General features: G+C 57.6%; 12 protein-coding genes. 7 read left to right on the top strand and 5 right to left on the bottom strand.

The window, feature by feature from the left end; genetic code table 11:
* The first annotated feature begins 2 nt into the window (after positions 1-2).
* Positions 3-896: a hypothetical protein gene (locus JTF07_RS02745; protein ID WP_204232785.1), complete on the top strand. Its 894-nt coding sequence runs from the start codon at positions 3-5 to the stop codon at positions 894-896.
* A gap of 56 nt (positions 897-952) precedes the next feature.
* On the opposite strand, the gene JTF07_RS02740 is transcribed toward JTF07_RS02745, so the two are convergent.
* The 4 genes from JTF07_RS02740 to JTF07_RS02725 all read right to left on the bottom strand — a co-directional run bounded on the left by JTF07_RS02740 (position 953) and on the right by JTF07_RS02725 (position 5,598).
* Positions 953-1,888, bottom strand: a complete 936-nt coding sequence (locus JTF07_RS02740; protein ID WP_204232784.1) for a DUF2971 domain-containing protein — start codon at positions 1,886-1,888, stop codon at positions 953-955.
* 348 nt (positions 1,889-2,236) lie between these two features.
* Positions 2,237-3,175, bottom strand: coding sequence for an alpha/beta hydrolase (locus JTF07_RS02735; protein ID WP_204232783.1), 939 nt, complete (start codon positions 3,173-3,175; stop codon positions 2,237-2,239).
* 174 nt (positions 3,176-3,349) lie between these two features.
* Entirely contained in the window at positions 3,350-4,897 is a 1,548-nt protein-coding gene (locus tag JTF07_RS02730) for a PDDEXK family nuclease (RefSeq protein ID WP_204232782.1), read from the bottom strand.
* A gap of 482 nt (positions 4,898-5,379) precedes the next feature.
* Positions 5,380-5,598, bottom strand: a complete 219-nt coding sequence (locus JTF07_RS02725; protein ID WP_193072396.1) for a helix-turn-helix domain-containing protein — start codon at positions 5,596-5,598, stop codon at positions 5,380-5,382.
* A 137-nt stretch (positions 5,599-5,735) separates the two neighbouring features.
* Between JTF07_RS02725 and JTF07_RS02720 the strand changes: the two genes are divergently transcribed.
* A complete protein-coding gene (locus JTF07_RS02720; protein WP_193072397.1) occupies positions 5,736-6,299 on the top strand; it encodes a hypothetical protein in 564 nt (187 codons plus the stop codon).
* A gap of 218 nt (positions 6,300-6,517) precedes the next feature.
* Here the strand turns inward: JTF07_RS02720 and JTF07_RS02715 are convergent, their stop codons facing one another.
* A complete protein-coding gene (locus tag JTF07_RS02715; protein WP_204232781.1) occupies positions 6,518-6,760 on the bottom strand; it encodes a helix-turn-helix domain-containing protein in 243 nt (80 codons plus the stop codon).
* A 110-nt stretch (positions 6,761-6,870) separates the two neighbouring features.
* Here JTF07_RS02715 and JTF07_RS02710 point away from each other — a divergent pair, with 110 nt between their 5' ends.
* The 5 genes from JTF07_RS02710 to JTF07_RS02690 all read left to right on the top strand — a co-directional run bounded on the left by JTF07_RS02710 (position 6,871) and on the right by JTF07_RS02690 (position 12,979).
* Positions 6,871-7,653, top strand: coding sequence for a hypothetical protein (locus JTF07_RS02710; RefSeq protein ID WP_204232780.1), 783 nt, complete (start codon positions 6,871-6,873; stop codon positions 7,651-7,653).
* Positions 7,654-8,009: 356 nt separating this feature from the next.
* A complete protein-coding gene (locus JTF07_RS02705; protein WP_204232779.1) occupies positions 8,010-8,426 on the top strand; it encodes a hypothetical protein in 417 nt (138 codons plus the stop codon).
* Between the two features lie 464 nt (positions 8,427-8,890).
* Positions 8,891-10,219 carry an MFS transporter gene (locus JTF07_RS02700; protein ID WP_204232778.1) on the top strand — a complete coding sequence of 443 codons (1,329 nt, stop codon included), beginning with the start codon at positions 8,891-8,893 and terminating at the stop codon, positions 10,217-10,219.
* 5 nt (positions 10,220-10,224) lie between these two features.
* Complete coding sequence (locus JTF07_RS02695) at positions 10,225-11,517, top strand: alpha/beta fold hydrolase (protein WP_204232777.1); 1,293 nt, start codon at positions 10,225-10,227, stop codon at positions 11,515-11,517.
* Positions 11,510-12,979 (top strand): aldehyde dehydrogenase, encoded by a 1,470-nt coding sequence (locus JTF07_RS02690; RefSeq protein WP_204232776.1) that lies wholly within the window; start codon positions 11,510-11,512, stop codon positions 12,977-12,979. The genes JTF07_RS02695 and JTF07_RS02690 overlap by 8 nt, the downstream gene beginning before the upstream one ends.
* The last annotated feature ends 33 nt before the right edge of the window (positions 12,980-13,012 follow it).

Here is a 13,012-nt window from a genome sequence, read left to right as displayed (position 1 = left end):
CGATGGCTTACAAGAGTCTCGTGCTGCGTCTGCTGATATCGGCACCGAGCGACGTGCCTGAGGAAGATCTGTCCGTTGTCCGTAAAACGATCAGCCAGTGGAATCTCACGTTCGGCCGAGCGATCGGATTGACCGTGCTGCCGGTGTCTTGGTCTGAACACGCAGCTACAGAGTTCGGCGATCGACCTCAGGAGATCCTCAATGGACAAATCGTGGAGGAGTCCGACCTGGCGATCGCACTTTTCTATGATCGGCTGGGTACACCAACGGGTGAAGCTGCGTCAGGTACAGCGGAGGAGATCAAGGTCCTCGTCGAGGCGGAAAAGAGCGTTGGGGTGCTCGTGAACACTTGCGCGCGAAAACCTCTTTCCGGCTCTGCGCTGGGTGAGCGGCAACCGCTGACCGGGTACCTGGAAAAGCTACGTGAGCACTGTCTCGTCTTCGAATACGTTGGCGCAGGCGAACTCGTTGGTCACCTGAACAACTTTCTCAGCCGAGCAACCGCCCAATTTCAGCGGGGAGTAGAAGAGTCCAAAGATGAGGACCCGCGGGAAGTGGACCCTTCTGAAGGGGTCTGGCCGATGGCTGAGGTGCGAGAGACCACGAAGACTGATAGCAAAGGCCGCATCAAGACTCAACGCAAATGGTCTCTGGTGTTGCGCAATACATCTCGCGGACCGGCTTCTGAAGTTGACTTCACGTTCGAAAATCTGCCGGAAGAGTTGCTCTTCGACGTGGCACGGGAGGATGCGCAACTCGGCACGATCCCACCGGGCGGAGAAGCACGATTCCCGCTCTTTTTAGCCTTGGGCTCTCCTAAGGGGGTCGACTGCGAAGTGAGTTGGACTGACGCGAAAGGAGTTGCCCGGGAGACAAGGGCAACCGTTCGAACTTGACTGGCGAGCTATGGCAATATTGACCATGAGATGAACGGGACACTCTCGAGTATTGCCTAGTTGCGAAGTGAGTTCGTTGCCTGGATCAATTGCACAGGTGGTTCGTATTCACGAGCATAAGTGTCGACAATGGAACCGCTATGGTCCATGAACTCTTCAATCTCTGCGTCGCCCCCAAATCCGTGGCTTTCCAGTAGCGCGTTCAGCGCTAGGTGGTCGGGAGGCGTGGCGTTTGCGGAGAGGCGGATTGCTCTAATTGGGAGTGGCTCATCGCCAGGGCTATTCTCGCCCCATGCGTTTGCGGTACCCAATGCGACATAAGGCGTAATGCCATATTGTCCTGCGCGGAATCTCCACATGTCTGGGTTGTCGGTTTGGCAGACGACGCGAGTCTCGCGCTCATCTTTGAAGGCCGAACTTTTCACTTGGGAATACATGTATTGCAATGCTGCTGACAAATCGCCAATCTGATCCCCTTTGTCGGTGTTCTGCGCAGCGGATCGGATTCTGGCTGCGTATTCGTCTGGAAGCTCCGAATCCTGCTCGCGATAATCAACTTTGTTCCACGGTTGTACGCGTCCGGATGATGTGAGGCTATTTCTCGGCGGAATTACACCGAGGGGGCATTTGGGATCCAGTCCAATTGCAAAGCTGACTGAGCCTTGGGCATAGTTGCGCCACAGCGTCAGTTCGTCCCCTTTTTCAGATCCACATAGGAGAAAATGATTCCCGTCAGGAACTCTCGTGATCTTCAGTCTTGAGATCCCCTCGTACTGCTGATTCATGATCTTGACCATTTCTCGTTCGTACGAGTTTAAGACGTCATCGTCTGCGATGAACTTGTCGAGGGGATCGGCCATAAGAGCCCCCTCCAGCGTGTCGTTCATGAATTGGAAATGAGTGGCCCACAATTGTTTACCCTGGATGATCCCCAACAGGCCGCCGGCGTCCGTGTAGTGCCATACAAGCCCGTCTGCGTCTGTTGTACTCATAAAATGCCTCTTCTGATTCGACAGCATGATCATCCAGGTAACGGTGGTGTGTTCATGATCCTAGCTAAGACGTTCTACACCCGTCCCGTGTCTACTTTTGAAGGCTAATCCCATGCACGCCTGCAGAGGTCGGGTCTGCATGTAACTGGGCGAGTTGATCGCGTCGGGACACGCGCACTCCGCCCCGTCAAACCATGATCCAGTCCCGCAAGTCGTTCAGATGACGTCTTACACTGTCCATGGCTCTTGGCCCCCGGGCTCGTCGACAGGTTGTCGTAGTCCGGATTGTCCACGGCCTATTCGTCGGCGCTTTCCGAATCTGACGCCCCTTTGTCTTACGCAGAGGCTCTATAGCGCAGTGGTATCAGCCATGGATGATTCGAACGCCTGTTTCAATTGTGATCCGATCAGCCGTCGTGCCACATTCGCGTCCTCGATGACACCGCCGATGTAGACGAACGGGTGAACTTGGCCCTTAAACCGGACCGCCGTGACTGAATTGCCTGCTTCTGACATGGCCAGTGCGTATGCCTCACCTTCATCTCGCAGCGGATCGCATTCTCCGGTGATGACGGTCGCCGCGGGCAGGTCAGTAAGGTCTGGTTGGAGCGCTGGGGACAGGCGAGGCTCTGAACTATCAGATTCGCCGACATAGTTGGCGTAGAAATACTGAAGGTCGCGACGAGTGAGGAAATGTTCATCGGCGAATTCGCGATGGCTGGCTGTTTCCATCGTCGTGAGATCCGTTGCGGGGTAGATGAGGACCTGGTGGATAAGTCGTGGTTGATGCCCGCGCAACTTCTGCGAGACGACTGCAGCCAGGTTTCCGCCAGCGCTGTCGCCGGCGACAGCAACGCGGTCGGTATCGACGTCGAGTCCTGATTCGCCGGAGAGAACGGTCTTTGTCACGGTCAGCACATCGTCGAGCGCGGCAGGGAACGGGCTCTCCGGTGCAAGACGGTAGTCAACGCTGATACCGATTGCTCCAGCGGCCGCTGCGATATCTCTCACGGTGGTATCCGCAAGCTCGAGGTCACCGATGGTCCATCCGCCGCCATGGAAATAGAGAAAGGCTGGAGATGGAGATGGACCATCGAAAGGGATGTAGATTCTGACTGGTATTCCGGCGATGACGCGGTTCTCGACCTTGGTGAGGTCTTGACGATCGCCAGTCAATGGCACTGCTTTTGTGAGATCGGCACGGTTCTGATCCGCGGATTGGGTATCGAGCGGTGGTGCACCGGCTGTGAGATCGAGGAACTTCTGTGCGTCAGGATGAACTGGCATCAACTACGCCTCCATGTCTGTCTTCGATGAGCCTCTTTGCCTACGAGCAACAGTACACTTCAGGTGCTCTAATTCTTAGATCCGATTTCGCAAGAAGTAGTGTAGAGGCTCTGATTGCACCGTCCGGCTTTCGCGTCTGGCCAGTTCCGACTTCGGTGCGATTCCGAACCTTGGCTACTTCCAGTCAGTCCGATCCGGTGCACCGGCTTCCAGCCATTTTCGGGCGTCGTCGATCCCTTTCTTTCCCCAGAATGCGACGTAGTTCAATGCGTGAGTGCGCGCGCTCTCGCGTTTGCGCACGTCTCGAACCGTCCAGTTCTCGATCGCGTTGAGATAGTAGGGCGAACCTTTGCTCTTCCACTCTGATACTCGACGCGCATCCTCTTCGTTGGTGGCGTCGTACCAGTGCGGTCCATGCGTCCAACTTCCATTGAGCTCGATGAAGAGGTCGCGAGAAGGAATGTAGAAGTCACAGGCCCACGGGTATCGATCAGGATCGCGAAACTGGGCCTTAACGTCGTCAGCGCCGAAGTGCCCGATGAGCAGCTGGTGCAGGTCTCGTTCTGGCTGCGAGTCCCGCCACGTTCCATTCGCTCGCTTGACAGAAAGCGCCCTAACTACGTTTTCGGGCTCCGCCCACCACCGGGACATCTTACGGCCGTACTCGGCGTTAGCCTCAGGAGAGTAGTCCTTGGCCTGTTGCATGAGGGCCAGGCGCTCCTCAGTCATGGCCGCTTGTAGCGGCCCCCGGCGCTCGGGCCGCTGATTGTGGTGGTCGACGCCGTAACGATCTCGAGAAGTCTCTCTGATCTTGGCCCGGATCGACTTGAGCTGAAGCGGATTGTCGACGCCGTAGCGCGATTGGACCGTCGCGCGGAACGTCGCGGCATCTCGGGCGCGAAGCTCAGGGTCCGAGTGTCGCGCACGAACAGTGGCCGCCCGTTTGGCGTTGGCCTCTGCGGAATGGGCTTGCTCGACTGAACGACTCGCGCGCTCCCGCATTGCGCCCTTCTCAGCGCGCTGAAAGCGATCAATCTCGCCGAGAGCTGAGAACAGTGCGCGCAGGGCTGGTAACGAATGTCCGAGCCCCAAGGCATCCAGCAGGCCGTCCCTCTTCAGTTCGCCAGTGGAGAATTGTGAGAGCACCTTGTCAATATCGGTAGGCGAGACGCGTTCGCTGACGTGTGCGGCCGAATACTCGACCCGATCAATGCCGCGGGTTTGGTCTCGTGCGCGCGACCTGTTCCCTCCGAGATCGACGCCGGTTAACGACTCAACCGCGGCTCGATCGAAGCCGCGGCAGGCTAGGTCGGCTGCGCTGTTTTCTTCGAAGAGGCCATTGAAAACTGCCAGTGGTGCATACCGCTCGCGTTTCGGGTTTCGGCCGATGGCTTTGAATACCGCGCGGAGCCGGCTGGATGCGTGGGGTTCGGAGCTTCGAAGTCCCAAGCCCTGCAAGACATCGAGGTGCGCAGCGCCGGCGATGTACCGGTCCACTGCGCGATCGACACCCTGCCGTCCCAGGCGTCGAATCACATGGCATGCTGCGTAGTCGACTCGAACGATACCTGCAGTCTCAGACCTGAGTCTTCTGACCTTGTGCCCAACGTCGGTTCCTGTGGCTTCGAGTATCTCTCGACGATTGAATCCGCGCAGTGCGAGATCGACGGCGGAGCCCTCCTCCGACAGTGTGATGGGCGACGGCTGCGGTTCCATTGTCATCGATCTCCTTTGGGTTCTTCTCAGTGGCTGCTCGCGCGTCCACGGATCAGTCGGTCCACCACTCGTCCTCCGGGACGTCTGAGTCATCCTGGACACTCGCATCATAAAAGCTGAGCGGTGACCATCCGCCGAGGGCCTCGGGGGAGAGGCAGACTGAGCAACAGCACAGCCCGAACTCGAGGCACTGCAGAAGCAGGTTCATGTCATGGCCGGTGTGCCAGTCACCTGTTGTTCGGTCTCTTCCAGGCAGAGCGCCGCAATACGGCAGCAGGTCTCCGAACTCCAGGTATCCATTTCCTGGATTGTTATAGAGGTGGTGAACCACATCGTGTCGGTTAGTGGAAGTCATAGCTTCCATTATCGCATGGAACATTGGATCTGCCTACGGGTACTGCTGTGCAGTTCTCTCGGCTCGGCGGTGGTGTCGTGATCGATGAGAAGTGTTAGTGCCAGTTCTCGCAGACGGCTCCTGCCGCGGATGGCTAGTTGATAGCAAGGAGGGAAGTCGCCGGCACAGCCAGCTTGACGGCCAGGTCATCGACCGAATCGAGTGAGAGATTTCGCTCGCCGCGCTCGATGCCGGCGTAGTACCGAGGTGTGAATCCGAGTTCCTCAGCTATGGCCTCCTGGGTGAGGCTTCGAGCGTTGCGTAGTGCGCGCAACTGCGATCCAAGTATGGATTTCAATGCTCTTTCGGTCATCGTTCCAGACTTTCTAGTAGAAGTGATCGCGACCAGGTAGTTATAGCTTCTAGTTGAGGGTAGATTTGAGGGAGTGCGGTAGAAAATGCGTGTCAGTGGGAAGGCATGTAGGCAGCGGGACGAAGGGAAGGGGCGTTATGAGCATTCGCCGAGACGACGCGTTCGAGGGGATCGTCGACGAAGCGGTGTCGACCAAGGAGCGGGCGGAGATGTCAGCGTCTGCGCAGAGGTTCGCCTTGATCTTCTGGATTCGAAAGAGCGTTTTGGCCGAACACCGCCGGCTGTACTTGTACGCCGATGAGCACCCAGAGGCCGCACAGGAACTGGTCGACCCGTCGATTCGTCTTTCGGAGAGGGCTAGATCCGAACGTTCGTGGAACTTGCCTGCCGGATGGGTACGTATCATCAACGGCCTGCATGCGGATTTGAGTTGTCTGCTCGGTGACTACGAGGTGGCGTACGTTGGTCAGAACGCGGGCGGTCTGCGGTTTCGCACGTCCCCAATCGCCAGGGGAGGGGCTGCTGAGCGAATCGGCGTGGCCAGGGCGGACTCGATGGCGGTGTGCACGGTTTGTGGGGGAACGGCCAGGATTGAGACGCCGCCGCGGTCGGCGACGAGGTGCCCGCGGCACCCAAGCTCGCGTCCGGACAGGATTGTCGGCGCAATCGCGCGTCCCCCGGGCTGGACCATGAAGGGGTGACCAATACATGAGTAAGCACATCCGCATCGTCGTTGCGCAGGCTGCGTTGGTCATTGATGGGCGGCAGCGCGGGCCTATGCTGCGCGCGTGAAGGGTGGGCTGTACTGTTGCCCGGGCCGGCCGCTGGGCCGTGATCAGTCATAGCCTCACCATGCGCGATGGGAGCTGGCCCATGCCTGTTCTTACCGCTCTGCTTGCCTGTCCTGCGGTCGCCAAGCTCAGTTGTTCGTGCCCTGTGGTTCGATCGTCACCAGCAGCTCGGTCGGCGGCACGTCCAGACCACGCGCGAGTTTGACGATGGTGTCGAGGGTCGGGTTGCGCACTCCGCGTTCGATGCCGCTGATGTAGGTGCGGTCGATCTCGACGTGATGGGCGAATTCTTCCTGCGAGACCCACCCGCTTTCCTTCCGCAGTTCGCGGAGACGATCACCGAAAGCACGGCGATGAACAGGAATGGTCATCTACTAAGCACAACGTTAGGATGACTAAAGATCCACGGACTATGAGTCACATAGTTGAATACTGTCTATTGCAAACCGCCACAGGGGGCACAGAGCGTATGACCACAACCATGACGACTAGGACCGCTACGCGGGTCGCATCCGCTGCGGCTCTGGCTCTGTCAGCGATGCTGGCACTCAGTGCCTGCGGGGGAAGCGACGACGCCAAGGACGGCTCTCAGACTGAGGGGGTCGGTGACAACTCCGAGTCGAATCCCGGGAGCAGCAAGACCTGGGAATACGATTTCAGCAACACGCGCGTTACCGACGATAATGATATTGACCCAGTAGCTGCAGGATCCAGCACCTTCACCGTCACAATCCCCGATGAGCTCAAGGCCGCCAAGCCGAGCAGTGCCAAGACCTGGCTTGTCGACAGCTACAACGTCACAACCAAGGCTTTCGACTCCGGGATCTGCCGTGCCGATGTCACGGTCAACTTTGCCTCCGGTGGCCAGCAGGCGATCACCACCCCGGGACTGAGCTCACGCAGCGGTGTCGAGTTAGTGAGTGGACGTCTAATGGGCGTCCGCTACGGAACAACCGTAGACAAGGTGCCCAGCGATGACGAGCTCGGCACGCAAGGCGGTCTGTTCCTCACCGAGGACTACTCGAAGATCGCGATCGTGAACGACTGCTCAGGGCCCGAGGACCAAGCCGCTTTTGTCGACCTCCGGTTCCCCTACCTCAAAGACGATGGCGACGACGACTACATGGCAGAGGCTGGCGTATCTGTGTATCAGGGTGGTCAGTCGGGCGCAGCTGGTGCGACCACGATGATCACCGGCTCCACCCAAAACGTTGACATTTCGGTCAGTGGAGACTGGGTGGCTGAAGACCCCGAGGAGGAGTGAACCTCACGCCAACCAGACACAACAGAAGCTCCCGCGGTCATCATGACCGCGGGAGCTTCATTGAACTTGCAAGAAAAGTAGAACCCCGGCGACATCATTCCGAGGAACGAGGGGTCATCCGGGGTGTTCAAGGATCATTTTGCCACAGTCGCTGGCATCTCGCACCGCCGTCCTGCGCTCGATGACTATCCAGTCGAACTGACTGGCCTCGAGGATGCGTGGGGATAGGGGGCTCCGGCAACAACGCCATAGTGGCACCGGCCTGGGGCGCAGTGCTTGGACTATTCTGAGAAGATGTTCTCGACGATGAGTCCAGTATGAGCACGTGCGCGGTTGTTTGGTGCGACCGATCCGCGATGGCGCGTGGCCTGTGCAAGCGGTGCTATGCGCGGTACAAACGCGGGCTCGGCCCGAACGAGACGAGACAGTACGCGACTTGGGAAGCGAAAGAGCGGGTGCGGTACGAGGCTACCCAGCGTCGTGAGGCTGGTGAAGGTATCGCTGACATCGCAGTTTCTCTGAGTATCAACGAATCGACACTGGGCAAATGGTTTCGAGGGCGGGGAGTGCGGCCTGCAGGCGGGAAGTTCGGGAAGTCTTTGGCGCAGAATCAGTGGAAGCGGTGGACTCGCGATGATGCTGCTATTGCGTATACGCGCACGGATCTGTCGATCGCGAAGCGTGCCGAACTCCTGGGCCGGTCATACACTGCAGTGGCTGGATTCGTCCGCGACTACAGGAAGCGACCTGGCGACCCCTATGGAATCCAGTAGAGAAAACTGGCGGTCCCATGGTCGTACCTCAGGTTGTCCGGACGTCTAGTTAGAATCCCCTAGGAACCATCTCTTTGGTCTTTAAGCGGCTCATGTGCTTGGTGTTGGCGTGGCTGAGTATACGCGCATAGCACAACAGTCGTGTGCGGCCTCGTTCTAAGTCGATATGCCCTCTGCCATTGCAGGAGGCGTAGCCAATGCCTCGATGGGTAGTCGGCCATCGATCGCTCGCACGTCACATCATCGCCCGGAGGTGTTTCGTGGTCATGCGTCGGAATGGAATGGGCGTTCAGTCCGACCACTTCACGTTTGAAGACAACGTTGGTCGTGGGGGAGGATCTGCGGCGGCTTCCCGTCGCAATACAAAGGTCGAAACTTCCATTGCGTTTCATTGCATCCATATGTATACAATGGTATCCCGTCGGCAAGGGTGTCGGCGCTGGATCACGGTTAGGAACATAAGAATGGTTCAACACGATGTAGTGATAGACCGGTCTATGAAACGACGGGTAGTACTGTCATCCTTTTTCGGGACTGCAATCGAGTGGTACGACTTCTACCTCTATGGCACTGCCTCTGCACTCGTTTTCAACGCGCTCTTCTTCCCCGACTTCGATCCGCTCGTGGGTACGATCGCCTCCTTCGGCACATTTGCTGCGGGATTCTTGGCACGTCCGATCGGCGGGATCGTCTTCGGACACTTCGGCGACCGAGTCGGAAGAAAGGCGATGCTCGTATGGAGCTTGACGGGGATGGGCACGGCGACATTTCTCATCGGTCTCATGCCTGGCTATGCGCAGATTGGCGTTGCAGCCCCCATTCTATTGATCGCATTTCGCCTATTGCAGGGATTCGCTGTCGGAGGAGAATGGGGCGGTGCTGTACTGATGTCAGTCGAACACGAAGAGGAAGGCAAACGCGGTCTCGCCGGCAGCTGGACTCAGGCAGGGTCCCCTGCCGGTCTAGTTTTGTCCACAGTCATTTTCGGGGCGGTCAGCCTGATGCCGCAGGAAGCCTTTATGTCCTGGGGCTGGCGCATCCCGTTCCTGTTCAGCGCGGTCCTTGTACTAGTGGGTCTCTTCATCCGCCTCAAAATTGTTGAAAGCCCGGAATTCAACGCCGTTGCAGAAACAGATACGAAAGCGCCTGTGCCAGTGCTTGAGGCGATTCGCAAGCATCCGCTGAACATCTTGCTAGCGGCGGTGATGTGCCTCGCCCCGTTCGTCAATTTCTACCTGTTCGCGACGTTCATTCTTACCTATGCCACGACGGAACTTGGGTTCGACCGGAGCTTTGTCCTCGTAGTAGTTGCGGTAGCCGGATTCGTCGAGATCTTCACTATTCCTGCGTGTGCTGCGCTGTCGGATCGAATCGGTCGGCGCAAGATATTCCTCACCGGCGCAGTCCTCTTCGCTCTCTATGCCTACCCGTTCTTCTTGATCAACGACGCGATTCCAACGAAGGCAACTTTCGCGATATCGGTGTTCGTTGGACTCGCACTAATCCACCCGTTCATGTATGGGCCTATGGCGACTCTCTTCGCGGAGCTGTTCCCACCGCAGATCCGATACAGCGGAGCATCACTGGGATATCAGATTGGAGCAATTTTCGGCGGGGGCTTCGCACCGTTGATCTTGACATCATTGTTGGCCACAGGACTCGGGGCAATCGCGACCATCCCGCCATACATGATTTTGGTCTCAATCCTCACATTCATAGCTGTATGGTCTGCGACTAAGCCAGGTCGGCGGTATAAAGCGGTGAACAATACGGAGGACTCAATATCGTGGTGACTTCCTTGAACGACGAATTCCTCACGCTTCTGACGCTAAGTGACGATTTCGATGAGTCAATCCAGGAAGACGAGGAGTTATCGTCTTATCTCCCTAGCCGTACCGTTACTATCGGAATGCTTGGCACGGATGACTACGGGGCAGTCAATGGCATCGTTGTGAGAGCTGATGTAGACGGCGTGCGAATCTATCAACAAGGTGAGATTCGGCCTGCTGACATGCCGGACACATCAATGCACGCACACGTCTCGAGTTGGGATGAATGCCTGAAAGAACGGCCGAAGCCGCGATACCATCATTTTCTCGCGATGCTGATGCGCGTTGAGGGGACTCGAATCGGCGGAGACGAAAGGGCTTTCGCCCAGCATGCTCATATTGCGCGCCGCCTTATTGAGCTTGCGCGCGAAGTGGTGAACGGAAGAAGGAGCCTGCCCGCGCCGGCAATGCTTGATCGATCAGCGATCAGTGGTCGGTATGTCAAGATCTCGGCGGCGGGCCAGAGAGTTGACCTTCATGTCGAAGAGTGCGGAGACAGATCCAAACCTCCATTGCTGATCCTTCACACGGCCGGTGCTGATTCTCGACAAGCACACGCGATCATGAGTGATTCAGCTGTTCTAGGACGTTATCGAGCAGTCGCCTTTGATATGCCCGGGCACGGTAGCTCGGAGTGTCTAGAGCACAGCTTCGGTGCTTGGACACTGACGACGGAGCTGTATATAGAAATCATCGAGGCCGTCATCGTCGCACTCGGTTTGGAACGGCCGATCCTCATCGGAGCTTCGATGGCGGGTGAAGCCTGCCTGGCGATGGCCATTCACGATTCGCAACTACTTGGTGGAGTGATCGCGTGTGAAGCATCGGAGCGCGTCCCAGGTCGGACTACTCAGTGGCCCAAAGAGCCTGGGGTCAACTCCATGATCTTCACGGCGGAGTGGATCGATGGGCTCATCGGTCCCGACGCGCCGGTAGAGCAGCGGCAGCTAATTCGGTGGCAGTACTCGCAGGGCGGCTACGGCACCTTTTCTGGAGACATTGACTTCTACTCCGGTGATTGGGACGCCCGAGGACAACTAGGCCATATCGATACTGATGAATGTCCGGTCGTCATGCTCACCGGTGATTACGACTATTCGTGCACTCCGGAGATGTCGGAATCCACTGCAGAACAGATCGAGGGTTCAATCTTCTGGACCATGGCTGGTCTCGGCCACTTCCCAATTTGTGAGAACCCAGAGTTATTCTCGCCTCACCTCACCAAGGCTTTGGAAATAATCGAAAGGAAAACTCATGGTTGAAACGCGTATGCTGATCGCCGGCCAACGAATACCTCTGGATCAGCAGCGGTCGATTCCCGTCACTAGCCCAATTGATGGCCGAGTACTCGGGCACGTGTCCGACGCGTCCCCGGACCAAGTCACGGATGCCATAGTCTCTGGCGAAGTGGCATACGCCACGTGGCGTAAAGTCAGCGGCGTAGAGCGTTCTCGGCTCATGAATCGTCTCGCTGACCTCATCGAGGCAGAGGCTGATGCCATCGCCCGGCTTGAGACTCTTGACAATGGAAAGCTACTTCGGGAAACCAAAGCACAGGCGCTCTTTGCCGCAAGGAACTATCGCTATTTCGCAGGAATAGCAGACAAGCTGGAAGGACGGACTGTCCCGCTCGATTCATGGGAGACCTTCGATTACACGCAGCGAGAACCGCTGGGCGTGGTCGCGTTGATCACCGCGTGGAACTCGCCTATGCAACTTCTGGCGAACAAGTTGGCACCGGCACTTGCCGCAGGCTGCACAGCCGTCATTAAACCTAGTGAGATCGCGCCACTTTCGACGCTGGAGCTTGGCAGGCTCATTTCCGAGGCAGGATTTCCGCCTGGCGTGGTCAACATCATCACAGGTGGTGTCGAGGCCGGAGTCGCGCTGACGTCAAGCTCCCGCCTTGGGGGGATCAGCTTCACCGGATCCGTGGCTACGGGCCAGGCGATTGCACAGGCTGCCTCGAGGACACTGGTACCAGTGACTCTGGAGCTTGGCGGCAAGAGTGCAAATATTATTTTTGACGACGCAGATCTCGATCGAGCGGTTCCTGGCGCAGTGGCAGGGATATTTGCCGCCGGAGGACAGACCTGCATCGCCGGATCACGCCTCCTAGTGCACAGTGACGTCGCAGAGGAAGTTGAAACAAGGCTGGCTGACGTGGCAAAGAACATTCAGCTTGGTGATCCATTTGATGAGTCGACCCAGATGGGTCCCGTCGCTTCTGGTAGCCAACGCAGTCGAATCCTCTCGATCGTCGAAGAAGCTAGGAAGAACTCGCGCCTGCTCGCCGGGGGGTCGACGCCTAGTGATGCAGTGCTGGATGGCGGGAGCTACGTTAGCCCGACTGTCTTCGCCGACGTCGACCCGGCATCGTCCCTCGCTCAGGAAGAGGTATTCGGCCCAGTCCTCGCGATCACTCGATTCGATACGGAGGAAGAAGCGATTCGCATTGCGAACTCGACCGAATTTGGACTCGCCTCAGGATTATGGACTACAGACTTGACCAGGGCTCACCGCGTCGCCCGTGAACTTCTAGCCGGTACTGTCTGGGTCAATACCTATCGGTATTCCGCCGCACAGGCCCCCTTTGGGGGAGTCAAAAAATCTGGCTTCGGCCGAGAACGAGGGCTGGAAGCGATCGATGCGTACCTGCGTACGAAGAATGTTCTCATCGACCTTTCTGGCGAAATCAGGGACCCGTTTGCCATCCGCTCGTAAGCCACAGTGGACGTTCAAAAACAACGCTCAGCG

It is taken from the genome of Brevibacterium sp. RIT 803 (assembly GCF_016892625.1).
GTDB lineage: Bacteria > Actinomycetota > Actinomycetes > Actinomycetales > Brevibacteriaceae > Brevibacterium.
This window is presented reverse-complemented; position numbering and strand designations above follow the sequence as displayed.

What these genes read in the sequence shown, in the direction of transcription:
- JTF07_RS02745 (WP_204232785.1), top strand. Translation starts at nt 3, where the DNA reads ATGGCTTACAAGAGTCTCGTGCTGCGTCTGCTGATATCGGCACCGAGC.
- JTF07_RS02740 (WP_204232784.1), bottom strand. Translation starts at nt 1,888, where the DNA reads ATGAGTACAACAGACGCAGACGGGCTTGTATGGCACTACACGGACGCC.
- JTF07_RS02735 (WP_204232783.1), bottom strand. Translation starts at nt 3,175, where the DNA reads ATGCCAGTTCATCCTGACGCACAGAAGTTCCTCGATCTCACAGCCGGT.
- JTF07_RS02730 (WP_204232782.1), bottom strand. Translation starts at nt 4,897, where the DNA reads ATGACAATGGAACCGCAGCCGTCGCCCATCACACTGTCGGAGGAGGGC.
- JTF07_RS02725 (WP_193072396.1), bottom strand. Translation starts at nt 5,598, where the DNA reads ATGACCGAAAGAGCATTGAAATCCATACTTGGATCGCAGTTGCGCGCA.
- JTF07_RS02720 (WP_193072397.1), top strand. Translation starts at nt 5,736, where the DNA reads ATGAGCATTCGCCGAGACGACGCGTTCGAGGGGATCGTCGACGAAGCG.
- JTF07_RS02715 (WP_204232781.1), bottom strand. Translation starts at nt 6,760, where the DNA reads ATGACCATTCCTGTTCATCGCCGTGCTTTCGGTGATCGTCTCCGCGAA.
- JTF07_RS02710 (WP_204232780.1), top strand. Translation starts at nt 6,871, where the DNA reads ATGACGACTAGGACCGCTACGCGGGTCGCATCCGCTGCGGCTCTGGCT.
- JTF07_RS02705 (WP_204232779.1), top strand. Translation starts at nt 8,010, where the DNA reads ATGGCGCGTGGCCTGTGCAAGCGGTGCTATGCGCGGTACAAACGCGGG.
- JTF07_RS02700 (WP_204232778.1), top strand. Translation starts at nt 8,891, where the DNA reads ATGGTTCAACACGATGTAGTGATAGACCGGTCTATGAAACGACGGGTA.
- JTF07_RS02690 (WP_204232776.1), top strand. Translation starts at nt 11,510, where the DNA reads ATGGTTGAAACGCGTATGCTGATCGCCGGCCAACGAATACCTCTGGAT.